General features: G+C 64.1%; 16 protein-coding genes. 12 read left to right on the forward strand and 4 right to left on the reverse strand.

Features of this window, described 5'->3' with window-relative positions; translation table 11 throughout:
* Nucleotides 1-5 precede the first annotated feature (5 nt).
* The 9 genes from QOL62_RS03390 (at nt 6) to QOL62_RS03430 (ending at nt 13158) form a co-directional block, all read left to right on the forward strand.
* On the forward strand, nt 6-1022 hold the full coding sequence (locus QOL62_RS03390) for a P-loop NTPase family protein (RefSeq protein ID WP_283405175.1): 1017 nt from the start codon (nt 6-8) through the stop codon (nt 1020-1022).
* The gene (locus QOL62_RS03395) at nt 1019-2746 is read left to right on the forward strand and encodes a preprotein translocase subunit YajC (protein ID WP_283405176.1); all 1728 of its coding nucleotides are present in this window, start codon (nt 1019-1021) and stop codon (nt 2744-2746) included. Before QOL62_RS03390 ends, QOL62_RS03395 begins: the two co-directional genes overlap by 4 nt.
* A gap of 12 nt (nt 2747-2758) precedes the next feature.
* Nucleotides 2759-3979 (forward strand): XrtA/PEP-CTERM system-associated ATPase, encoded by a 1221-nt coding sequence (locus QOL62_RS03400; RefSeq protein ID WP_283405177.1) that lies wholly within the window; start codon nt 2759-2761, stop codon nt 3977-3979.
* 32 nt (nt 3980-4011) lie between these two features.
* Nucleotides 4012-4890, forward strand: a complete 879-nt coding sequence (locus tag QOL62_RS03405; protein ID WP_283405178.1) for an XrtA system polysaccharide deacetylase — start codon at nt 4012-4014, stop codon at nt 4888-4890.
* Nucleotides 4887-5963, forward strand: a complete 1077-nt coding sequence (locus QOL62_RS03410) for a FemAB family XrtA/PEP-CTERM system-associated protein (protein ID WP_283405179.1) — start codon at nt 4887-4889, stop codon at nt 5961-5963. The genes QOL62_RS03405 and QOL62_RS03410 overlap by 4 nt, the downstream gene beginning before the upstream one ends.
* Nucleotides 5963-7192, forward strand: coding sequence for a TIGR03087 family PEP-CTERM/XrtA system glycosyltransferase (locus tag QOL62_RS03415; protein WP_283405180.1), 1230 nt, complete (start codon nt 5963-5965; stop codon nt 7190-7192). The genes QOL62_RS03410 and QOL62_RS03415 overlap by 1 nt, the downstream gene beginning before the upstream one ends.
* Nucleotides 7182-8741 (forward strand): exosortase A, encoded by a 1560-nt coding sequence (gene xrtA / locus QOL62_RS03420; protein WP_283405181.1) that lies wholly within the window; start codon nt 7182-7184, stop codon nt 8739-8741. Before QOL62_RS03415 ends, xrtA begins: the two co-directional genes overlap by 11 nt.
* A gap of 11 nt (nt 8742-8752) precedes the next feature.
* Nucleotides 8753-10648 carry an XrtA/PEP-CTERM system amidotransferase gene (locus QOL62_RS03425; protein WP_283405182.1) on the forward strand — a complete coding sequence of 632 codons (1896 nt, stop codon included), beginning with the start codon at nt 8753-8755 and terminating at the stop codon, nt 10646-10648.
* A 206-nt stretch (nt 10649-10854) separates the two neighbouring features.
* Entirely contained in the window at nt 10855-13158 is a 2304-nt protein-coding gene (locus QOL62_RS03430; protein WP_283405183.1) for an EAL domain-containing protein, read from the forward strand.
* Between the two features lie 360 nt (nt 13159-13518).
* Here the strand turns inward: QOL62_RS03430 and zapE are convergent, their stop codons facing one another.
* From zapE to QOL62_RS03450, 4 genes are all read right to left on the reverse strand, one after another.
* A complete protein-coding gene (gene zapE, locus QOL62_RS03435; protein ID WP_103730466.1) occupies nt 13519-14634 on the reverse strand; it encodes a cell division protein ZapE in 1116 nt (371 codons plus the stop codon).
* Nucleotides 14631-15089 carry a PaaI family thioesterase gene (locus QOL62_RS03440; RefSeq protein ID WP_283405184.1) on the reverse strand — a complete coding sequence of 153 codons (459 nt, stop codon included), beginning with the start codon at nt 15087-15089 and terminating at the stop codon, nt 14631-14633. The genes zapE and QOL62_RS03440 overlap by 4 nt, the downstream gene beginning before the upstream one ends.
* A 28-nt stretch (nt 15090-15117) precedes the next feature.
* Nucleotides 15118-15900, reverse strand: coding sequence for a succinate dehydrogenase iron-sulfur subunit (locus QOL62_RS03445; protein ID WP_103730468.1), 783 nt, complete (start codon nt 15898-15900; stop codon nt 15118-15120).
* 337 nt (nt 15901-16237) lie between these two features.
* Nucleotides 16238-19033: an Rne/Rng family ribonuclease gene (locus QOL62_RS03450; RefSeq protein ID WP_283405185.1), complete on the reverse strand. Its 2796-nt coding sequence runs from the start codon at nt 19031-19033 to the stop codon at nt 16238-16240.
* A gap of 663 nt (nt 19034-19696) precedes the next feature.
* Between QOL62_RS03450 and QOL62_RS03455 the strand changes: the two genes are divergently transcribed.
* The 3 genes from QOL62_RS03455 (at nt 19697) to QOL62_RS03465 (ending at nt 24797) form a co-directional block, all read left to right on the forward strand.
* A complete protein-coding gene (locus tag QOL62_RS03455; protein ID WP_283405186.1) occupies nt 19697-20566 on the forward strand; it encodes an N-acetylmuramoyl-L-alanine amidase family protein in 870 nt (289 codons plus the stop codon).
* A gap of 72 nt (nt 20567-20638) precedes the next feature.
* Nucleotides 20639-23167 (forward strand): penicillin-binding protein 1A, encoded by a 2529-nt coding sequence (locus QOL62_RS03460; protein ID WP_283405187.1) that lies wholly within the window; start codon nt 20639-20641, stop codon nt 23165-23167.
* Between the two features lie 52 nt (nt 23168-23219).
* On the forward strand, nt 23220-24797 hold the full coding sequence (locus QOL62_RS03465; RefSeq protein WP_283405188.1) for an AMP-binding protein: 1578 nt from the start codon (nt 23220-23222) through the stop codon (nt 24795-24797).
* The last annotated feature ends 27 nt before the right edge of the window (nt 24798-24824 follow it).

The raw sequence follows: 24824 nt of genomic DNA on the forward strand, positions 1-24824 counted from the left end.
CAGGCATGACCGATCATCACCGCACACCGCAGGCTGGGCACGAGGATGCACCGGACGGGAAGTCGCTCCTGGAGCGGGCGGACGGCCGCTTTGACTTCAACAGCCTCATGGGGCGGCCAATCCCCGCAGCCGAAACATCAGCTTCGGCAGCCTCCCGGCGGGAAGGCCAGCGCGTGGCAGCGGGGGCGAGGCAGCCGGTGTCCGACGCGGCACAGGCACGAAGTGCGGCCGGAACAACCCCGCCGTCAGTGCCGCTCGAGGAGGAGGGGGCAGTGGCCACCTTCACCGGTGAGGTCCACGCCGTCGACAGGGAGCACCTGCGCGAGCAAGGCCTGATCGTGCCGGAAGGCGCCGTCACCACGCTTCTGGAGGAGTTCCGGATCGTCAAGCGCCAACTCCTCGTGCAGGCGGCCGACCTACGGCGTCAGAACGCCGGGCCTATGGCGCAGCGCGTGCTCATTTCCTCGCCTCATCCCGGTGAAGGCAAGACCTATTGTGCGCTCAACCTGGCGCTCTCGATCGCGGCGGAAAAGGAAAGCGAAGTCCTTCTCGTCGATGCGGATTTCGCCAAGCCGTCGATCCTGTCCGCTCTCGGGCTGCCGGGCGGACCGGGGCTCATGGACGCGCTGATCGACAGCACGATCGACGTTGCCGACTGCGTCCTTCGCACAGACATTCCGGGACTGCACGTGTTGCCTGCTGGTGAAGCCACCAGCACGGACAGCGAGTATCTGTCGAGTTCGCGCACGTCGCGCGTGCTGGACAGGCTGACGCAGGGTGCGCCGCACCGTATCGTGATTTTCGATTCGCCGCCCGCACTCGCGGCATCGCCGGCCGCGGAGCTGGCGAAATACGTCGGGCAGGTGCTCGTGATCGTACGGGCGGACAGGACGGGACGCGGCGCCCTCGATGATGCGATCACGCTGCTGAATGCATGCCCCAACGTCCAGCTGCTGCTCAACGCGGCGCAGTTCAGCCCCAGCGGCCGGCGTTTCGGTTCCTACTACGGATATAAGGGATGAGGCGCGTCAGGGAGGCTTCCACCAGCTTTGCCGTGCTGACGACACTTGCGCTCCTGCTCGTCCCTGCGGCCGGCCATGCGCAGGCCGGCGGCCAAAGCGGCATGGGCGCGAGCGCGAGTTCCGCCTCCGCCTCGTCGGACGGGACCTCTCGTCGCAGCGAGCGGGGGAAGGGCCGTGGGAAGGGTACGAAGCGGCTCGAAGTGGCGCCCTATATCGAGATCGACCAGATCGTGACGGCGGAGCTGTCTCCGGGCGATGATCTGCTGACTTACACGCAGATCGCCGCGGGCGTGGATGCGTCGGTTCAGGGGCGCAACAATGGTGCGTCCGCATCGATCCGCTACCAGCGCCAGTTCGGCTGGGGGCGGAAAGCGGGCGACGGCGATGCGGTGAGCGGCGTCGCCCGCGGCTATGCCACCGTCACGCGCGGTCTCACGTTGGAGGCTGGAGCGCTGGCGTCGCAGGTCGACGTCGAGAATGGCGGATCGGCCCTGGTCGCAGGTCCGCTTTCGGGTGATGGCACGTCGACCATCTATTCTGTCTACGCCGGCCCATCGCTCGCGACGCGCGCGGGAGATCTCGACGTGTCTGCAAACTATCGCGCCGGCTTCACCAGGGTCGAACAGTCGGATGGCGCGCGCGATGCACAGACAGCCGCTGCGGCAGACGTGTTCGACAAGAGCGTGACGCAATCGGCGGACGCTCAGGCAGGCTTCGCTCCCGGCACGGTCCTGCCCGTGGGTCTGGGCGTGGCGGGAAGCTTCAACCGCGAAGACATCTCGAATCTGGATCAGCGCACGCAGGACATGCAGGTGCGTGCCATGGTGACGGTGCCTGTCAGCCGAACGGTCCGCCTTGTGGGCAGCGTCGGCTATGAGGATGTGGAGATTTCCAGTCGGGACGTCCTGCTGGATGAGAACGGCCTCCCTGTCATCGGCTCCGACGGCCGCTACGTCACGGACAAGTCCGCGCCGCGCGAACTCGCCTACGACGTCAGCGGGCTGACCTGGGACGTGGCCGTCATGTGGCGACCAAGTCGCCGGACCTCGCTTTCGGCACATTTCGGGCGGCGTTATGGCTCCACCAGCTTCGGCGGTACGCTGGCCTACGCGCCAAGCGATCGGCACCAGTTCAACGTGACGGTCTACGACAACATATCCGGCTTCGGCGGCCAGCTGGGGCGGGCTTTGGAGCAGCTGCCGGACGACTTCGAGGTCGTCCGCGATCCGATTACCGGGGAACTGCGCGGCTGCGTTGCCTCTCTTGAAGGCGGGAACTGCCTTTCCGGTGTCCTTGGCACCGTCCGTTCTTCCACTTTCCGCGCACGGGGTGTCTCCGCCAGCTACTCGCTTGAGTTGGGTCGGCTTTCGGCGGGTCTTGGAGCGGGATACGACCGGCGCAGATACATCGCCGCAGCTGGCACCATCCTTGCCGCGGCGAACGGGGTGATCGACGAAAACTGGTGGCTTGCGGCCTACGTGGGCGGTAGCCTCGGACCGGATGCAGGCTGGTCAGCGAACCTCTACGCCAACTGGATCAGCAGCAACGATCCCTTCACGGGCGATCTGGCCGGGTATGGGGCGTCGGCCGGTTACTACAAGTTGTTGGCGCCGCGCCTGCGTGGCACGGTCGCCCTCGGCCTCGACGGGGTAAGCTATGGCGCGCCCTCCATCGACGATCTGTGGACCGCTTCGGCGCTCGCAGGTCTGCGCTACACGTTCTGAGAGGACAACCTGATGTTCGATGATTTCTACGGGCTCGACGGAAGGCCTTTCCAGCTCACCCCCGACCCGGCCTTCTACTTCGAAAGCAGCACGCATCGAAAGGCGCTGTCGTATCTTGGCTACGGCCTGGCGCAGGGAGAGGGCTTCGTTGTCATCACCGGCGAGGTCGGGGCCGGCAAGTCCACTCTTGTCGCGCACCTGATGGCGACGATCGACCCCAGCCGCATGACGGCTGCCAACGTCGTGACGAGCGCGCTGGACGGCGAGGAGATCGTCCACGTCGTGGCGCAGTCGTTCGGCCTGCCCGTCGCGGGGCATGACAAGGCGTCCGCCCTCGGAACACTGGAAGCCTTCTTCCATGACGAGGCGCGAGCGGGCCGCCGGTGCCTGCTCATCGTCGACGAAGCGCAGAACCTGTCGATCGGCGCGCTGGAGGAGCTGCGCATGCTCTCCAACTTCCAGCTCGGCTCGCACCCCTTGCTGCAGACCCTCCTGCTGGGTCAGCCGGAATTTCGCCAGACGCTGCTGGAGAGCAATCAGCTCGAGCAGTTGCGCCAGCGCGTGATCGCGACGCATCATCTGGGCCCGATGGAAGTCCGGGAGGTGCAGCCCTACATCGAGCATCGGCTCTCCCGGGTCGGCTGGCATGGAAATCCCGGCTTCGAACCCGATCTGTTCCCCGCCATCCACGAGGCGACCGGAGGCATTCCCCGTCGGATCAATCAGCTGGTGAACCGCTTGCTTCTTCTGGGAGCGGTCGATCAGCAGGAACGCATCGATGTCGCCATGCTCAAGCAGGTCCTTGACGAGATGGCTGAAGACGGCGCCCTGTCCGTGGTGACTGCGGCTTCACAGGACAACGAGCGGTACGCGCTAGGCGGGCCGCACATCCCTGTCGGTGTGGCGCAGGGGCCTGCTTTCTCGGAACCCGGGCTTGATGCTACGCACGTACGCCGGATCCTCGCGGCGGAGCTCGCCGACCGCGATTCACAAATTGCGGACCTGCGCGACGCGCTGACCGAGCTTTCCGCAACGACGCAGGAGCAGGGCGGCGCGGCTTCGCAGGATCTTGTGGAACGTGTTACGGCTTTGGAAAGCCGGTTGGCCGAAGCCGATGCCCGGACGGAAAGCCTTACTGCGCGGCTGGCGGAAACGGATCGCACGCTTCGTCATACCCTCACCATGCTGATCGAATGGATCGAGAGCGGCGACAGAGAGCGCAAGGTAGCCTGACCCTGTCCCCTTCACGCGAAAGCCTACGTTCCATGTCCGCGCCGATCAACGGCCTCTCTGTCGATGTGGAGGACTGGTTCCAGGTCGGCGCCTTTGAAAAGGTGATCGACCGGGACAGCTGGTCCTCGCTGCCCTGCCGCCTCGAACGCAATTGCGACGAGATCCTGCGCCTTTTCTCGGAGGCCGAGGTCAAGGCGACATTCTTCACGCTCGGCTGGATAGCGGAGCGCTATCCCGCGATGCTTCGCAGGATTTCGGATGAGGGGCATGAGATCGCCAGCCATGGCTGGGACCACGAACGCGTGTTCCGGCTGGGGCGGCAGGCTTTCGCATCCGACATCGATCGTACCCGCAAGGTGCTGGAAGATGCCTCGGGCCGGCCCGTCACCGGCTACCGCGCGCCCAGCTTCTCCATAGACGCCCGCACACCGTGGGCGTTCGAGGTGCTGGCAGAGCAGGGCTATGTCTACAGTTCCAGCGTCGCGCCGATCGCGCACGACCACTACGGCTGGCGGGCAGCCCCGCGTTTCGCATTCAGGCCGCTCGAAGACAGCGCCCTGATCGAAATCCCGGTGACGACCGCCCATGCCTTCGGGCGGCGGCTGGCGGCCGGCGGCGGCGGGTTCTTCCGCGTCCTGCCCTATGGCTTCACCCGCTGGGCTGTGAGCCAGGTGAACCGCAGCGATCGGCGCCCGGCGGTGTTCTACTTCCATCCGTGGGAGGTGGACCCGGACCAGCCCCGGGTCGAAGGGGCGTCCCTGCGATCCCGGTTCAGGCACTACACCAATCTTTCCGTCATGGCCGCGAAGCTCAGGCGCCTTGTCGATGAATTCGCGTGGGGCCGGATGGACGAACTGGCCGCTCGGGAAGCAGCGCGCGCCGCTCCGTTGAAGCGGGCCGTGGAGGCATGAAACCCGATGTGGGCCATCTGCGCGACGGCGTGCGGCTTGTCGATCTGGATGCGCCTGAGGAGGTCGCGCGACTGGAAGACTTCGTCGCCCTGCACCCGCTGGGCACACCCTTTCACAGGCCCGCCTGGTTCCTCGCTGTTGCCCGATCAACCGGCAACCGGGCCATTGCGCTTGTCCAGGAACGCGGCGGCGAAATCGCGGCGTTTCTACCGCTCAACCTCATCCATTCGCCCGTTTTCGGACGGATCCTGGCCTCTACGGGATTTGCCGTCGGGGGAGGGTTGCTGACTACGGATGAGGCGGACCGAGAACCGGTGTTCAGGGCGGTAGAGGAACTGGCGCTCCGCTTGTCCTGCCCTGCCATAGAGTTGCGCGGGGGAGACCTGCCTCCCACCGGTTCCGGCTGGGTTCTGAAGACCCAGTCGCATTGCAACTTCGCGCGCCGTCTGGCCGGAGACGATGAAGCGCAGCTCGCCGCGATCCCGCGCAAGCAACGGGCCGAGGTGCGCCGCTCGCTCGGCATGGACCTGACCATCGAGGTCGGCAGATCGGAGCGCGACCGGGCCGCCCATTATGCGGTGTTCCGTGAAAGCTACCGCAATCTCGGCACTCCGGTGTTCTCTCGCGCCTTGTTGGACGCGGTGGTCGATGCCTTCGGTGAGGGAGCGGATATCCTCACGGTGCGTCACGCTGGTCTGCCTGTCGCCAGCGTCATCAGCCTCTACCATGACGGCGCGGTGATGCCGTATTGGGGCGGGGGAACATGGGGTGCTCGCCGCCTGAGAGCCAACGATCGCATGTACTTCGAACTGATGTGCCATGCCCGGCGCCGCGGCTGTTCGGTCTTCGACTTCGGCCGCTCCAAAACCGGCAGCGGTGCCTATCACTTCAAGCGGAACTGGGGGTTCGAGCCCGAGCCGCTGTCCTATGCAGGCTGGACGGCGCCCGGTCACCCACCTCGTGACGCAGACCCCACCAGCAGCAAGCTCGCGTTGCAGATTAAGCTCTGGCAGCGGCTGCCTTTGCCGATCGCCAATCGGCTGGGTCCGCTCATCGCGCGTGGCCTCGGCTGATGGGCGATATTCTGTTTCTGTCGCACCGCATCCCGTTTCCGCCGGATCGCGGGGACAAGATACGCTCCCATCATGTGCTGAAGGCGCTGGCACAGCTGGGCCCGGTTCACGTCGGCACCTTCTATGACGATGCCCGTGACCAGCAGTGGGAGCGGCAACTGGCGCAGGTGAGTGCCACCTATTGTCTGGTGCGACGCCGAAAGCCTCTGCCCATCGCAGGCCTGCAGGCAATCGGGTCCGGACGGGCGCTGAGCCTGGCAGCGTTCGACGACCGGCGGCTTCACTCTTACGTCCGGCAGGTTCTGGCGCGGCATGACGTCACGGCGATCTATGTGTTTTCCGGGCAGATGGCGCAGTACGTACCCACCGACTTCGGCGGCCGGGTTGTCGCCGATCTGGTCGACGTGGATTCCGCGAAGTTCGAGGCCTATGCTGCTCGCGGCCCGCGGAGTGCGCGCGGTTGGCTGGAGCGTCGGGAAGGGCGCCTGCTGCGGCGGGAAGAGGCACGCATATGCTCCGCCTCGGCGTTGACCCTGCTCATCAGCGATGCGGAAGCCGACCTGCTGCGGTCCCGTGTTGCGCCTGTGAGTGGCGCCATCGCCACCATGGGCAATGGCATCGATGCTTTCGAGTTCGATCCGGGCGGTGTGGACCCGGAGCCGCGGCTGCTCGAGCAGGGAAGTCCGCGCATCGTCTTCACGGGTCAGATGGACTACGCGCCCAACATCGAGGCGGCAATGCGCGCGATCGATCGCATCCTGCCGATGGTGCGCGAGGCGTTGCCCTCCGCCACCCTGCACGTCGTCGGCCGCAACCCGCCCCAAGCGCTGACCGCTCGTTCAGGACGCGAAGGTGTGACAGTCTGGGGCCGTGTCGACGACATCCGTCCCTGGCTTGCTGGGAGCGATATCGCGCTCGTTCCGCTCGACATCGCGCGAGGCGTCCAGAACAAGGTCTTGGAGGCCATGTCGATGGCTCTCCCCGTGGTTCTTACGAAAGGTGCGGCGACAGGCATCGATGCCGTCGACGGAAGGGACTTCATCATCCGCGATGACGATGTGTCGATAGCCAAAGCAGTGATCGACCTGGCGCAATCGCCCGACGAGGCGCGGCGGGTAGGCAACTGCGCGCGGGACTGGATCGTACGTAACGCCAGCTGGGAGGCCGCCCTTGCCGGACTTCCTTCGCACGTCGGGACGAATGCCCGGAGACCTCTCGATGCGGCCTGAGGCGGCAGGGAGCGCGTCGCCTCCCTCTCTCCGACACACCCTTTCGCAGCCGTGGCGAACGGCGGCGGCGCGGCTGGGGGCTGCCTGGCTGCTCCTGCTGGCTTCCTTTGCCGGGGACTGGCTCGCCATGGCCCGGCAGTGGTGGGATATCTCGACCTACAACCACATCCTGCTGGTCCCGCCGATCGTCGGCTGGCTCGTGTGGCAGCGTTGGCCCAGCCTTCAGCTTCTGACGCCAAGAGCCTGGGCGCCCGGATTGGTCCTCCTCTTCGGTGCGGCGTTCCTGTGGCTGCTGGGTGCTGTCTCGGGTCTCGATCTTGCCAGACAGGCAGGCGTGGTCGGCATGGCCGGCGCCTGCGTGCCGTTGATGCTCGGCGTTCGGGTCACCGCAGGTGTCGCCTTTCCGCTGTTCTATTTGGCCTTCCTGATCCCGGCCGGAGAGGAACTGGTGCCGGCGCTCCAGATGATAACGGCCGACATCACCATCGGGCTGACGCACCTCAGCGGCATACCGGCCAGGATCGACGGAGTGTTCATCGACACCCCCGCCGGCCTTTTCGAGGTCGCTGAAGCCTGTTCAGGCGTCAAGTTCCTGATTGCGATGACCGCGTTCGGAGCCTTGACCGCGAACGTCTGCTTCCTGGGTCTTGTGCGGCGGGCCATCCTGCTGCTGGCCTGCATCGTCGTGCCCATTCTCGCCAATGGCGTGCGGGCCTGGGGCACGATCTATGCCGCTCAGTTCTTCGGGGTGGAAGCGGCAGCGGGCTTCGATCACATCGTCTACGGCTGGATATTCTTTGCTCTGGTGCTGGCCATCGTGATTGCCTGTGCCTGGCGCTTCTTCGACCGGCCCGTGAACGCGCCGGTCATCGATGCCTCCGCAATCCAGGGGTCCCGGCGCCTCGCAAGGCTGGAAGAGGCGGGCGGCAGCGCAAGAATAGCCATGATGGGCTTCGCCGCCATAGTGGCCGGTATCCACCTCTGGGCGGCTGCCGCCGGCGGCCTTTCCGCGCCTTTGCCCTTGCGGATCGCCTTGCCGGAAGTGAATGGCTGGCGCCGTGTGGATTACAACCCCTCGATCTGGTGGGAGCCCCGGGCGCAAGGCGCCGATCATCGCCTGCTCGGAAGGTACCGCAATGCGGAAGGGCAGGTGGTTGATGTATTCGTTGCCCTCTACGCCAGTCAGGACGAAGGGAAGGAAGCCGGCGGCTTCGGGCAGGGAGCCCTTGTTCCCGCCAGCCCATGGTCGTGGCAGTCACCTGTGGCGGCGCCGGACGGCGGCAAGGGCGAGCGACTTCTCGGGAATGGTGAGGTCGTTCGCGTGGCGATGACCTGGTACCGGCTGGGTGGAGGGTTGAGCGGAAGCAATGCGCGGCTCAAGCTTGCGGTCATGGCGGACCGGCTCATGTTCCGCCGCCGGCCTACGATGATGCTCATTCTCTCGGCGGAGGATACGGCTTCCGTTCCGGCTGTAAAGTCCATCGCTCGCTTCCGATCCTCCACCGGGCCGCTCGGCGCGTGGATGGACGGGATCGGGCGGGTTCGTTAAGGTCTTCAGGCATGTGCGGCATCGCCGGTATCTATCATCTGGAAACGCCCAAGCCCGTCGATGCCACCCGCGTGGAAGCGATGTGCGACGCCATCGCGCACCGGGGGCCGGACGGGCAGGGCGTCTGGACGGCTCCGGGCGTGGGGCTGGGCCACCGCCGCCTGTCCATCATAGATCTCGGCGGCTCTCCTCAGCCGATGGCCTCTTCGGACGGCCGGGCGATGCTCGTCTTCAATGGCGAGATATACAACTACCGTGAGCTGCGGCAGGAGCTGAAGCTGCTGGGCGAGGTATTTCACACCGACGGCGACAGCGAGGTCATACTGGCCGCGTGGCGCAGGTGGGGGCCGCAATGCGTATCCCGCCTGTTCGGGATGTTCGCCTTCGCGATCTATGATCTCGATGCACGCACTCTGTTCCTTGCGCGCGATCGCCTGGGCGTAAAGCCTCTGTTCTATGCGCCGCTCAGCGACGGCAGCCTTGTATTTGGGTCCGAACTGAAGGCCCTTACTGCCCACCCGCTGCTGCGGCGTGAGATCGACCCGCTGGCCGTCGAAGACTATCTGGCTTGGGGCTACGTTCCTGATCACCGGTCCATCCTCAAGGGCGTGTGCAAGCTGCCGGCCGGGCATTTCCTCCTGCTGCGGCACGGCGCGCCGCTGCCGCGGCCCGTCCAGTGGTGGGATGTCTCATTCGCGGAGCGGCGAACCGCCAGGCCGGCCGACCTGGAGGCGGAACTTCTCCATCTGATGCGGCAGGCGGTGACTTCGCGCATGGTGTCCGACGTGCCGCTCGGAGCTTTCCTGTCAGGCGGCGTGGACAGCTCGAGCGTCGTCGCTCTGATGGCGGAGACGAGCGTCGATCCCGTGCGCACCTGCTCGATCGGCTTCGATGTCGCAGCCCTGGATGAAACGGGTTACGCCACAAGGATTGCGCGGCAGTTCGGAACGGAACATGCATCGCGCACTGTCTCTCCGGATGACTTTGCGGCGATAGACGCCGTTGCGGGGATGTTCGATGAGCCTTTCGCCGATGCATCCGCTTTGCCGACCTGGCGGGTTTGCCAGCTCGCTCGTGAATCGGTGACGGTGGCGCTTTCGGGCGACGGTGCCGACGAGGCAATGGCCGGTTATCGTCGGCATGTATTCCAAAGCGCAGAAGACAAGGTCCGGGCGCTGATCCCTTCCGGTCTGCGTCGGCCGGTGTTCGGCGCTCTGGGCGGTCTCTATCCAAAGGCGGACTGGGCGCCACGGCCGTTGAGGGCCAAATCCACTCTGCTTTCCCTCGCAGGGGACTCGGCCGAGGGCTACGCGCGCTCCATGGCGTTCCTGCCGCCGGAACTGCGGAACGCGCTTTACACGGACGAGTTCCGCCGGCTGCGGGGAGACTACAGGGCCGAAGAACCCGTTCTCGATCTAATGAGGAGCGCTCCTGCGCGGTCCGGGCTCGACAGGGCGCAGTACGCTGACCTGAAGTCATGGCTGCCGGGCGATATTCTCACCAAGGTCGACAGGACCAGCATGGCGGTGAGCCTTGAAGCGCGCGAACCGCTGCTCGATCACCGGCTCGTCGAATTCGCCGCGACGTTGCCTGAAGCGATGCGCGTCCAGCGTGGTCAGGGAAAGTGGTTGATGAAGCGCACAATGCGTCGCTACCTCCCCGACGACATCCTGCACCGCCCCAAGCAGGGGTTTGTGACGCCGATTGCGCAATGGTTCCGGGGCCCGCTCGTCCAGGCCGCGCGCGACATTGCAGGAAGCGCGGCTCTCGCCCGCACCGGATGGTTGGACCAGCGCAAGCTGCTGGGCGTGGTGGAGGCGCATGTCGCCGGCACATCGGACAATTCGCGCCTGCTGTGGCAACTGCTGATGCTGGAGAGGGCGCTCTCGGGTCTGGATGCACACTGAGCCAATCGGCGTGGGCTTAGGTATAAACGCTGATCTGCGTCCACCCCCGGATTAACTAAACAGTTTCTTAGCACCTTGTGATTAGCCCGTGCCTATCGAAGCCTCCTTCGTAGGGCATGAATGAACAGACACGGCCTTCATAACGGGACCCAACACCGGCCGCGCGCCGTCCCGATTTCCATGGCACGCTCAGCGGGGCGGGCGCCATGACGCCATTCTGGGCCCAGCTCCGCTCGCTCTGGCACAATCCCCGTGCCCGGATCGTCTTCTGGGCGACGATCGTCGGCATCGTCATGGGGCTCAGCGATCTTGGGATGCCCCTTGAGGAAGGTCTGCGCAACGTGCGCTGGTGGGCCTACACGCGACAGGCGGACCAGCAGATCATCGCGGTGCTCCAGGACGATCGGACCTTGGATGAACTCGGCCGGAGTGACGTCACAAGATCGAACGATGCCGATGTCCTGAAGGCTCTTTTTGCGGCCGGAGCGAAGGACGTCTATTTCGCGCGCTCGTTCTCGAAACGCGGGTTGCCAGAGGATGATCAGCGCTTTCTGGAGATGCTGAAGAGGCATCGCGGAAAGGTTTACCTCGGGGCGACGTTGGGAGAGAGCAGCAACAGGGGTAACTTCGCCGGGGCTTTACCGCTGAAGATGTTCCGCGAGTATGCTCAACCTGTTTCCCTGCTGCTGCGTCACCGCCCACTTAACCTAAGCGTTCAAATCCCCTTTTCCTCCGATAGCCCGATCGGCCATATCCCTACAGCCTCCGCTCAAATTGCAGGCGTCCGCCGCGGCAGCGATGAGTTGTACTACCCCGACTTTTCAATCTCCGCGAAGAGTATCCCACAACTTAGCTACATTGATGTGCTGCGGGGCAATACTGATCCTTACCAAATACGTGGCAAGACCGTTGTCATTGCTCCCGTCGGCGCTGCCTTTAGCGATCAGCACCGGCTTCCCGGCCAGAATGTCGCTGTTCCTGGAGGAATCTTTCACATCGTCGGCGCGCAGACCTTAAAGTCTGTCATGCCGCGAGATCTGGGCTGGTCGGGTGCGCTCCTGATCACGCTTCTCGTGGTTGCATCTGGACTTCGCCGAGGGAAGGTCCTGGATTCGCGACGCCTGTGGATGCTTGTAGTTCTCTTGGGTGTTGCGCCATTTGTCCTGAGCTATTTCAGTGTTCAAGTCAGCATCGCTCCGGCCTTGGGTCTTGCGCTGGTCGCAATTGTGCGTACGCGTCATCTGGACCGGGTCGAAGAGGCCAGCGAGACAAACGCAGGGTCGGGCTTGCCGAGCGTTCAGGCGCTGAGGAATTCGCCAGACCTGTCGACCCGCATTCTGGTGGCTTTGAAGATCCGCAATTACGGCGGAATCATCGGCAGCTTTGCCGAGCATGTCGAAGCTCAGCTCGCCAAGGAGATCGTTCGCCGGATCCGGATCAGCGACGAAAGCGTCTTGATCTACCATGAGGGGGGGATGTTCGTCTGGCTTTCGTCCATACGGAGCACCTTCGACTTGTTCGAGAACCTGGAGGGGCTGCACCGGATCGTTCAAAACGGTATTCAGGTGGGTGGCATAGAGATCGACCTGTCCTTCAACTGCGGCATCGATTCCGAATTCGACCGACCGCTGTCAGGACGCGTTGCAAGCGCCATGCAAGCGGCCGAAGAGGCTGTCCGCAGTGATGAACTCGTCTTTCAGCACGATGCCCGTAAACATGAGGCGCAATGGGAGATATCCCTGCTGACCTCGCTTGATCGCGCGATTGACAATGGAGAGGTCTGGGTAGCCTATCAGCCGAAGCTTGACCTCGTGTCGAACAGGATCACGGGCGCCGAGGCTCTGGTGCGGTGGACGCATCCGGAGCGAGGCCCGATCGGCCCGGACAAGTTCATCCGAATTGCGGAAGAATTCCATCGAATCGAGCGCATTACCCGCTTCGTACTCAACGACGCAGTCCGAGCGGCAGTGGAGTTGGAGCGCGAGGGCTACGAGATGACGATGTCAGTCAACATCGCAGCTCAGCTTCTTAGAAATCCCGCGCTGCCAGGCATGATCGCGGAGATACTCGCCGCCCACGGCCTTTCCCCCAATCGCCTTATCCTCGAGATCACCGAGACAGATCGCCTCGATCGCAGTTCCAAGACCTTCCAGATGCTTCAACGTCTGGTCCAGTCAGGCCTTCGTCTTTCGATCGACGACTTTGGAACCGGCAACGCCACGATCGACTACTTGCGCTATCTCCCTGCGAGCGAGGTCAAAATCGACAAGTCCTTTATCTCCACGATGGACAGCAGCGAAGCGGACCTGCGTCTGGTGCAGTCTATTATCGAAATGGCTCACTCTCTGGACCGGGTGGTGGTGGCGGAAGGCGTTGAAACGCTCAAGAACCTGGAGGCACTCACGCGCCTCGGCTGCGATCTCGTACAAGGCTACCATATCAGCAGACCTGTCCCATATCGGGATTTTTTGAGCTTTGTCTCGGGAAGAAGGGCGCGATTGATTAGCTAGAAAAGTCTTGTAGCCATTTTAACGAAATGTTAACCATCTGGGCGACCGCAGAAACGCGGTTGTTCACATGGGAAACTGTCATGACCAAGAGCATCTGGGGCGGTGGCTGGTGGGGCAACGGCGGCATGTAATTGCCGCGCCTGCCGTAGTTCGAGCTGTTAGGCCGAACCACCGCAAGTAAAATGAAGCGCTTTCCAGAAGAACTCCTGTCTTTTGGAAAGCGCTTTTTCTTTGTCTGGATGATGAGAATCGGGCGGCACGAGGCCGTCGCGTTTCTGTTCTGATGCGCTATCAGCGAACGCTGTACGCCATGTTTGGTCTAGTGCTGGAGAACGCACTCTCCGGCTGAGCCTTTAGCTCTCAGTCCTCGCCATGACCAAGTGCAAGGTAGTCTGCGCTTTGCATTTCATTGAGACGGCTGATCGTCCGGTCGAATTCGAAGCGACCGCTTCCCGCCTCATAGAGATCCTCGGGCGCCGCATCGGCTGCGGCAATCAGCTTTACCCGGTTTTCGTACAAAGCGTCGATAAGCGTGACAAAACGCGCCGCTTCATTGCGGCGGTCAGGACCCATCTTGGGGATGCCGACGAGGATTACCGTATGGTAAGCCCGTGCCAAGGCCAGGTAGTCGGCCGCGCCTCGGGGTTCACCGCAGAGGCGTTTGAAGCTGAAGACGCCCACGCCCTTCAAGCTCTTGGGCACATGAAGGATACGGCCGCCACCCAGTTCTATGTCGGCTGAGGGAACGTGTTCGCTGTCTTCGGGAGGATAGTCGGTGAGGCGATAGAACGCCTCTCTTGCGGCGGCCGTCGCCGCGTCCCCCAAGGGCGTGTGCCACGTCGCCATGCCGCCAAGGCGTTGCATGCGGTAATCGGTAGGGCCGTTCAGCGTCAGAACATCGAGCTGCTGCTCAATGAGCGCGATGAAGGGCAGGAAGTGTTCCCGGTTGAGCCCATCCTTGTACAGGTCCCTCGGAGCGCGATTGGACGTGGTCACGATGGTGACGCCTTCGCTCTCGATGAGGTGCGTGAAGAGGCGGCTCATGATCATGGCGTCGGCGGAGTTGTTGACGACCATCTCGTCGAAGGCAAGGCAGCGCAGGTTGCGAGCCAGGGCGGCGGCAACAGGTGGAATCGGGTCGCCCGTCTCCTTCTTGCGCTCCTCCCGCAGCAGGGCATGCACCTCCAGCATGAAGGCGTGAAAATGGACGCGACGTTTCGCCGGAATGTCCAGGGTCTGGATGAAGAGGTCCATCAGCATGGACTTGCCACGACCGACTCCGCCCCACATGTAGACGCCTCGGGGTGCGTGTGCCTTCCTGCCCAGGAGCTTACCGATAAGGCTGGTGGAGGCGTTCGCTTTGTACAGGTCGCGCTGGAGACGGCTCAGCCGCTCGGACGCTGCCGCCTGTTCAGGGTCGGAGCGCAGTTCGCCTGTAGCGACAAGCGCCTCATAGCGCTCCATCATCCCGCTCATCGGACGCTCGGCTTGCGCAGGGTGCCCATGAAGCTGGCAACGAGATGATCGCCCTGCTCAACTGTGCCGCGGAGGAACACCAGGCGCCGGGTTTCCTGCATCACTTCGGAGACGACGTCCAGCGGCTCACCGATGCGGCCCGCCCCTATGAACTGGTTCTGAAGGTCCAGCGTCACCGAGCCGGCCGCGTCAGCGCCGAGCACAGCATAGATGGTCGCGAACATGGCGACATCAATCAGGGCGAGCGTTACGCCCCCATGCACGTTGTTGTGGATGTTGCTATGACGCTGTTCCGCTTCGATGAGGCGAAGGCGAGCGCTACGCTCTCCTTCGCAGCGGATGAGCATCCGGCCAAGGCCTTGCGTATTGAACCGCAAATCGTCGTGCAGCTGCCACGAGGCCCAACCCGGAAACTCCGGGTCGGGAGCGTGGATGAAACTTGCTGCGTCTGCCACGGGCCGTCTTCGTCGAAGCCGGTTGCGCTCAGACCTGGCGCTCGGCCTGCATCTTCTTGATTTCCGCGATGGCACGTGCGGGCGAAAGGCCCTTGGGGCACACGTTGGCGCAGTTCATGATCGTGTGGCAGCGATACAGCCGGAAAGGGTCTTCCAGTTCGTCGAGGCGCTCACCGGTCATCTCGTCGCGGCTGTCAGCCAGCCAGCGGTAGGCCTGGAGCAGGATAGCCGGGCCGAGGAACTTGTCGGAGTTCCACCAGTAGCTCGGGCACGAGGTCGAGCAGCAGGCACACAGGATGCATTCGTAGAGACCGTCCAGCTTTTCGCGCTGCTCGGGGCTCTGCAGGCGCTCCTTGCCCGAGGGCGTGGTCGATACCGTCTGCAGCCAAGGCCGGATCGAGGCGTACTGGGCATAGAAATGCGTGAAATCCGGAACGAGATCCTTGATCACGTCCATGTGCGGCAGCGGGGTGATGCGAATGTCGCCCTTCAGGTCTTCGATCGCGGTGGTGCAGGCGAGACCGTTCTTGCCGTTCATGTTCATGGAGCACGAGCCGCAGATGCCTTCGCGGCAGGACCGCCGGAACGTCAGGGTCGCGTCCATTTCGTTCTTGATCTTGATGATCGCGTCGAGAACCATCGGGCCGCAGTTATCGAGATCAATCTCGAACGTGTCGTAGCGCGGGTTTTCACCCGAATCCGGATCGTAGCGGTAGACGGTGAACTTTTTGACCCGGGTGGCGCCTTCGGCCTTGTGGACGTTGCCACGCTTGCTGATCTTGCTGTTCGCCGGGAGGGTGAAGGTCGCCATGAAAGAATCCCCGTGATCGTGCAGTGCGGCATGAACCGCCTTGTGGTCCCCCTCTAACGATTCGGCCGCGCAGGGCAAGAGTTGTCTCGAACACGGCCGGTCCCACCCCGGAGAGAGCAGGCGCGAGCGGGGCGCATCATGCAGATCGTGCGGCGTCCTGGTGCAGCATCGCTGAAAGGACGCATGTCATTCGTGCGCAGGAAGCAATCAACTGGACGGAGGCAGGAGGCGCAGGAGTGCCGGGCTGCGCCGTCGGACAGGGAGAGAAGGGAGCTGCAAACGGCAGGCGCCGCGCATGACCTGTCGTCATGCGCGGCGCCCATGTCTTGTGCGGTGATCAGTTACCGAAGGTCCGCTGCCACCATCCGCGGCGAGGACCCTGCAGAGTGCCGGCGTCTGCCGTTTCGACCGCATCGCCTGCTTCACTCGCCGGCTCGTCTGTCGGCTCGGCGGCAGGAGCCGGAGCTTCGGCCGCGGGTTCAGCCTTCTTGCGACGGGTCGTGCGCTTCGGCTTGGCGGCAGCCGCATCCGCCGGTGCCTCTGCCGCCGCAGCGGATTCAGCAGTGTCGTCGGCCTTCTTGCGACGGGTACGCTTGGGCTTCGCCGGAGCTTCCTCTGCCGCAGGTGCGACATCGGTGCCTTCGTCCGCCTTCTTGCGACGCGTGCGCTTGGGCTTCGCGGGCGCTTCTTCGGCAGCCGGATCCGCTTCCGTTACGGGCTCCGCGGCCGGGGCCTCGGCAGCAACGGTTTCAGCCTTCTTGCGGCGCGTACGCTTCGGCTTGGCGGGCGCTTCCGCGCTCGCGAGTTCGACCGGCGCCTCGGCGACAGGCTCCGGAGCCGGATGCGATTCCGATTCCGGCAGCGCGACGGTTTCGGCTTCGGCTGCTTCTACCGCATTCTCGGTTTCAGCGGTTTCCGTGCCATTATCGCCTTCGTCGCCGCGACGGCCCCGCCTGCGGCGACCACCACGACGGCGGCGCTTCTTCGGCGCACCCGGCTCATCTGCGTCGGCGGCAAAGGTTTCGGCATCATCCGCTTCGTCAGCGGCATCGGCCTCTTCGGCTTCGGGCTCATCGCCTTCGACCGCTTCGGCATCATCCGCTTCGCTATCCGAGGTCTCGGCCTGATCGTCTCGACGATCACGGTTGCGGCTCCGGCGGCGCTTGCGGCGCTTGCGGCGACCGTTTCCTTCGCCGTTCTCGCCGTCGGCATCCGCAGCTTCGCCACGTTCCGCCGCTTCCTCGCGCTCGATCTCGTCCTCTTCATCCTCTTCGACGAAGTCGTCTTCGACGTCTTCGGCAATTGGCTCGAAGCGGGGAACAAAGTCGTTGCGCGGTCCCGAGGACATGACGCGCATCTTCGCGCCTTCGTTCTCACCTTCCGGGATGACTTCGACCGTGACGCCGTAGCGGTCCTCGATGTCGGCGAGGTCGGTCCGCTTCGCGTTCAGCAGATAAACCGCTGCTTCCGTCGAGGCGAACAGCGAGATCACGATGCCCTTACCCTTGGCGGCTTCGTCTTCGATCAGGCGAAGAGCCGCAAGACCGGCCGAGCTGGCGGTGCGAACCAGACCGGTCCCGTCGCAGTGCGGGCAGGACCGGGTTGTCGCTTCGAGAACGCCGGTACGCAGGCGCTGACGGCTCATTTCCATGAGGCCGAAGCTGGAGATGCGGCCGACCTGGATGCGCGCTCGGTCGTTCTTGAGCGCTTCCTTCATCGCCTTCTCGACCTTGCGGACATTGGAGCCGTATTCCATGTCGATGAAGTCGATGACGACGAGGCCCGCCATGTCACGCAGGCGCAGCTGGCGTGCGATCTCCTGGGCGGCTTCGAGATTGGTGGCGACCGCCGTCTGCTCGATGCCGTGCTCCTTGGTGGCGCGGCCCGAGTTGATGTCGATCGAAACGAGAGCCTCGGTCGGGTTGATGACGATGTAGCCGCCGGACCTGAGCTGGACGACAGGGTCGTACATGGCCGTAAGCTGGTCTTCCGCGCCGAAGCGCTGGAACAGCGGCACCGGATCGGCGTAGGGCTTAACCTTGCGGCCATGGCTTGGCATCAGGAGCTTCATGAAGTCCTTCGCCGCGCGATAACCTTCCTCACCCTCGACGATCACTTCTTCGATGTCGCGGTTGTATATGTCGCGGATGGCGCGCTTGATGAGGTCGCTATCCGAGTGAATCAACGCAGGGGCGGCCGAGCGCAAGGTTTGCTCGCGAAGCTCGTCCCACAGGCGTGCGAGATAGTCGAAGTCGCGCTTGATTTCAGTCTTCGTGCGCTGAAGGCCCGCAGTGCGGACGATGCAGCCCATGGAGCGCGGAAGCTCCAGTTCAGCGATGATCGACTTGAGCCGCTTGCGGTCGGACGCCGAACTGATCTTGCGGCTAATGCCACCGCCGTGGCTCGAATTCGGCATCAGGACACAGTAGCGGCCCGCGAGGCTGAGATAGGTGGTGAGGGCAGCGCCCTTGTTTCCACGCTCCTCCTTGACGACCTGAACCAGCAGCACCTGCCGGCGATGGATCACGTCCTGGATCTTGTAGCGGCGGCGCAGGGCCATGCGCTTTGCGCGCAGTTCATCCGCTTCCTTGGAACGGCCCGACGAGCGACCCTGGCGGCGACGGCCGCGACCGCGTCGTCCGCCGTTGGATTCGCCTTCCTCGTCGCCCGCTTCACCTTCGTCGTCGGCGTGGAACGGGTTCTCGACCGAGCCGTCCTCGATCGTGGCGACGTGGTCCTTTTCGGATGTGTCGACTTCCGTCAGGCCGCCATCGTCGTTGAAGTCCTCGTTTTCGTCCTCTTCCTCCTCGCCCTCGGTGGCGCGCAGCGCGGCCTCTTCCTCGGCGTGAGCGGCTTCTTCGGCCAGCAGGGCCTCACGATCCTCCTTGGGGATCTGGTAGTAGTCCGGATGGATTTCGCTGAAGGCAAGGAACCCGTGGCGGTTGCCGCCGAAGTCCACGAAAGCGGCCTGGAGCGAAGGCTCCACGCGCGTCACCTTCGCGAGATAGATGTTACCCTTGATCTGCTTGCGTTCGGTCGACTCGAAGTCGAACTCTTCAATGCGGTTGCCCTTGAGTACCGCCACCCGTGTTTCTTCCGGGTGGCGCGCATCGATCAGCATGCGCGTTGCCATTTGGTATTCTCCGTACGCGTCGACGCCCGACCGGATCAGCCAGGAGGACGCGATTGTTTTCGATGTAGGCGGATGCGCCCCGGATCATCACGACGCGGCCGTTCACGGCGGCGATGTGTGTTCCCGGTGATGTCACGGGGGCGTGTTCTTGCGCAGGTTCGGAGCAATCCAGCGCTCCGTGCGCGGCGAAAGTAGTGGCTGCCGTTGCGGCAGCGGTAAGGGGGCCGTCCGTCATCAAGACAGAAGCCGAGGTCGCGAGCGAGGAACTGCGCGGCGTCGCCAAAGGCGCATGACGTTGCGACCACGCCGCCCACGCCCCTTCGGGCGTCGACTGGCAGGGCGGCAACTGGCTTCTCATGGCTCGCATCAACCTGTAAGGTTTTCCGGAAAAACGATTTCCTCCGGCTCCTTGGGCCGGGGCTTTCTTTGCTTCATCGGTCCTGCCCGGCCGCCATATGGGAATGGAGTTGCCGGATTGCGAGGACCGAAAGCGTTTTCTCGCCCCGGTTGTCCGGGCCTAGCATCCATGGCGCACCTCGGCAAGTTGCTTGACCGACTGGACTTTCACGGCAGGCCGGGGCGGCCGCCGTGCGATCAGACTGTGGGAAAGCGCCGGGGTGCAGGATTGCAGGCAGGGCGGGAGGGTCCTAGTTCTGCGGGCCGATGTCGCGGTCCATGCAGATCATCTTCGCGTTCGTCGCGGTGCTGGCGCTACTTGCTGCGGCGATCGCGATTGGTGGCACCTTCATGGCTCGGGCCGGGGCCTACGACTACGTGGTGCGCTTCGACCTCCCCCCGGTCGGCACACCTGTAGGGCTTCCTCGCGTGGACGGTCCGGCCGATGCAAGTCGTCCGCTGGTGGTGATCGACCCCGGTCATGGCGGGTTCGATCCGGGTGCCGGGCAGGGTGTGCTCAAGGAAAAGACGGTGGCGTTGCAGATCGCCCTGAAGCTGCGGGACGCCCTGCTTGCAGGAGGGGGGCTGCGCGTCGCGCTGACCAGGGACACGGATCGCTTCATCGCGCTCGAGGATCGGCCAGACATTGCACGGCGCCTGAACGCCGACCTCTTCATCTCCATTCACGCGGATAGCGCCGAGGCCGAATCGGCCCGGGGCGCAAGCGTCTACGTTCTTTCGGAAAAAGGTTCGAGCCAGGCTGCCGAACGCTTCGCCGCGCGTGAGAACGGGGCCGGACGTGTCAACGGCGTGGCCCTGACGCGGACGAGCGCAGAGGTGGGCGCGATCCTCCTCGACCTTTCCCAGCGGGGAGCGCAGGCCCGCTCGGCCCAGGCTGCAACCCTGCTGCTACGGGAACTGCGCGAGGCCGGTCTTGCGATGCACCGGGAGCACCCGGAGACGGCCTCTCTCGTCGTCCTCAAGGCACCGGACATACCGTCGATTCTTTTCGAAACCGGCTACATCAACAATCCCGAGGAAGCCGCCATCCTCGCCTCGCCTGCGGGACAGGATGCACGTGCGCAAGTGGCGGCAAGGGCTGTGCGCGCATATCTCGCCCGGAATGCGGGGGCCTGAATGCAGGCCGGGCGCGACGTGCGACGAGGGTGGTTTCCTTGGGCGGAAACGACGTGCTAGAGGGCGCCCGCAATGAACGACGCGATTGATCCCGGCGAACAGCCGCCCGAAGACGCGACTTACCGCATTCGCCGCGAAAGGTCGGGACGCTTTGTCGCGCTCCGCAAGGCGTGGCGCGAGCGTAAGTGGCTCCGCCGCTTCGGCTATGTCGGCGCAGCCGGGCTGGTTGGGGCTGCCGGGTTTGTCGTGTACCTGTCCCATGACCTGCCCGATGCGAACAGGCTGCTGGAGTATCAACCGCCGCTGCCGACGATGGTGCGCGCGATGGACGGCGAGATCGTCTATTCGTACGCTCGTGAGCGGCGCGTGCAGTTGCGATACGTCGATTTTCCCCGGCCGCTCGTGAACGCATTCCTCTCCGCCGAGGATCGCACCTTCTGGACGCACGGTGGCGTTGACATCGGTGGTCTTGCCGGGGCCGTGGTAGATTATGCCTCCAAATACGGAAGCGGAGAGCGCGCGAAGGGCGGCTCCACGATCACGCAGCAGGTGGCAAAGAACATCCTGATCGGTGACGAATACTCCGTGACGCGCAAGCTCAAGGAAATGATCGTCGCACACCGCATCGAAGGTGTTCTTTCGAAGCAGCAGATCCTTGAGCTTTATCTTAACGAGATCCCGCTCGGGCGCCGCTCGTTCGGGGTTCAGGCTGCGGCTCGCGCCTATTTCGACCGCGACGTCGAGAACCTGACGCTGAGCCAGAGCGCTTTCCTGGCAATCCTTCCCCGGGCCCCCGAAGTTTACGGCCGCAAGAAGCACGAGGAGCGTGCGCTCGAACGCCGGAACTGGGTTCTGGACCAGATGGTTCGTAATGGCTGGGCAAGCGCGCAAGAGGCGGCGGCTGCCAAGGCCGAGCCTCTTGGTCTCGTCACTCAGCGCGCCAGTAAGTACGATCCGTCCAACGGGTACTTCCTCGAAGAGGTGCGTCGCCGCCTGATCGGGCAGTATGGCGAAAAGGCCGAAGATGGGCCCAACAGCGTCTACGCCGGCGGTCTCTGGGTGCGCACGTCGCTGGACCCCGAGATGCAGGTCGCGGTTCGAGACGCCCTGCGCAAGGGGCTGCTGCTTTACCATGGCAATCGGGGTTTCGTGCGACCGATCGCGCACCTTAAAGATCTCGAGAACTGGCAGAGCCAGCTCGTCGTCGCGAACAAGACGATCGACTACAGGAACTGGCGTGTCGGCGTCATCCTTGAGGCTTCGGGCAGCACGGGCCGCATCGGCTTCTCCGACGGCACGGAAGGAACGCTTAGCGCAGTTTCGGAGCGCGCCAAGGTGGGCGATCTGGTAGCAGCGCAGCCGGTCGGCAGCACGACCTGGGCCTTGCGCGGCATTCCCGAAGTCTCAGGAGGCATGATCATCGAGCAACCGGTGTCGGGCCGCATCGTGGCGATGCAGGGCGGCTTCGATGCCGGGCTCGACTCGTTCAACCGCGCCGTGCAGGCCGAGCGCCAGCCGGGCTCGACGATCAAGCCCTTCGTCTATGCGACGGCGCTGCAGAACGGCATGACCCCTGCCACCCAGGTGCTCGACGGGACGTTCTGCGTGTTCCAGGGCGCCGGCCTCGGCAACAAGTGCTTCCGCAATTTCGGCGGCGCGGGTGGTTCCGGCTCCCATACCATGCGGTGGGGCCTTGAGCAGTCGCGCAACCTCATGACGGTACGCATCGCCAACGACGTCGGCATGGGGAAGGTGACGCGCACCTTCCGAAACATGGGCATCGGGGATTACCAGAAGTACCTCTCGTTCGCCCTTGGCGCCGGGGAGACGACCGTCGCACGCATGATCAACGCCTACGCGGCTCTCGCAAACAACGGTGTGCAGTTCTCCGGTTCCGTGATCGACTACGTGCAGGACCGGAACGGCAAGGTCATCTGGCGGGCGGACAAGAGCACCTGCAACGGCTGCAACATGCCGAACTGGAACGGCAAGCCGATGCCGCGCATCCAGCGCGTCGGAAAGCAGGTCATGGATGCGCCGACAGCCTACCAGACGGTCCACATGCTCGAAGGCGTGGTGACACGGGGTACGGCCGAACGCCTTCGTGATCTCAAGATACCGCTGTTCGGCAAGACGGGCACGACGAATGGCCCGACCGACGTCTGGTTCATGGGCGGCAATCAGGACTACGTCGGCGGCGTGTACTTGGGATACGATTCACCTCGCTCGCTTGGCGGTTACGCGCAGGGTGGGCGCATCGCCGCACCGATATTCAAGGATGTCGTCCTCGCCACGCGCGAACGCTGGAGCGGCAGGCCTTTCGTTGCGCCGCAGGGCATACGTATGGTCCGGATCGACCGCGCATCCGGCAAACGGGTCATGGGCGTCGAGCCTTCCGATGAGCCCAAGGCGGCGGTGATCTGGGAGGCTTTCAAGCCGGACACGGAACCAAGGCAGTACACGGCGGAGGACGAGTTTACCCGCCGTCGCGATGCTCTGGTGGCGTCCATCCGCAATGCGCGGGAGGCTCGCGCGGCGGCCAGCGCCAGCACTGCGGGTGACATCGGGAACTTTGCTGAACAGCAAGGCGGCGTATACTGATCTCTTGACGGGCGACGGCGATAACGCCGCGCCCCTTGAGGGAGACAGGACGATGCCCGGCCACCACCCGTCCCATCATGCGCGCGCCACTCCCGAGGCGCTTGCTCTGATCGTTGCCGACACGGGAGAGGCGCTGACATACCGCGAGTTGGATGAAGGATCCAACAGGGTGGCGCAGCTCCTGCGCTCCCTTGGCCTGAGGCCGGGCGACAGGATAGGCGTGATGCTTCGCAACTCGCCGGATTTCTCGTGCATCTACTGGGGTGCAACGCGGTGCGGCTGCTTCGTCACCCTGCTGTCCAATCATCTCAAGCCCCTGGAGGCTGCCTACATCGTGCGGGACGCGCAGGTGAGGGCGTTGTTCCTGTCCGGTTCGATCGGGGACACTCCGCGCATCCTGGCGGCTGATCGGCGCACACTCGTCCCCGAAGTCGACCATGTCTTTGCTGCGGGCGATGAGGACGGCGAGAACCTCGAAGGCGCTGCATCACTGGGCTCGGCGCTGCAGGCGATGCCTGCTCGCCCTGTGGAGGGCGAGATATCCGGCTTCCACATGATCTACTCAAGCGGCACCACCGGCCGTCCGAAAGGCATCGTGCTGCCTTTCACGCCGGGTCCGATCGACGAGTTCAACGCCCTTGAAGGCGCCTTGCCGATCTACCGTGAACTGAGGCCTCTGGTCTCGCTCAATGCAGGGCCCTTGTACCATGGAGCGCCTCTGTCCGGTATGGTGACCGCTCAGCGGCTGGGGGGCTTGTTTGTGACGCAGCGCAAGTTCGATGCGGAAGGCGTGCTTGCGGCGATCGAACGACACAAGGTGACCGTCGCGCAGTTCGTGCCCACCATGTTTGTTCGCCTCCTGGCTCTTCCCGATGACATACGCAGTCGGTACGCGATCTCCACCCTGCGCATGGCCATTCATGCTGCAGCGCCTTGCCCCGTGGAGATCAAGCGCCGGATGATCGAGTGGTGGGGGCCGATCCTGTTCGAGTACTATGGCAGCACCGAAGGCGTGGGAGCCACGGCCATCACATCGCGCGAGTGGCTCGAGCGGCCTGGCTCGGTCGGCAGGTCCTCGCTCGGTCCGATCCACATCTGCGACGAGGAAGGCCGCGAACTTCCGACAGGTCAGGAGGGCATTATCTACTTCGAAGCGCCACCGGGGCGCGGAGTCACCTATCTGAACGATCGCGACAAGACGAGGCGAGCCGCTCATCCGCAGCATCAGGCATGGTTCGCTGTGGGGGATATCGGGCGAGTTGACGCAGACGGCTATCTTTACCTCACCGACCGCAAGGACTTCATGATCATCTCCGGCGGGGTGAACATCTATCCGCAGGCGGTCGAGGACTGCCTGATCGTGCATCCGCACGTCCTCGACGTCGCCGTCATAGGCGTGGCCGATCCCGAGTTCGGCGAGAAAGTGAAGGCCGTTATCCAGCTCAAGCCGGATGTTCGGCCGGGACTGGATGTCGAAGCGTCCCTGCGCACATGGTGCCGCGAGCGCATTTCGCCGGTGACCGCTCCGCGTGACTACGAGTTCGTCAGCGAATTGCCACGGTTACCCTCGGGGAAGCTCGCGAAACACGAACTACGCAAGCTCTACGGAAACGCTGTCGCTGTCATGTGATTGCCAAACGGGGCGGTTGGCTGCACA

This window comes from Novosphingobium panipatense (genome assembly GCF_900182875.1).
GTDB classification, from domain to species: domain Bacteria; phylum Pseudomonadota; class Alphaproteobacteria; order Sphingomonadales; family Sphingomonadaceae; genus Novosphingobium; species Novosphingobium panipatense.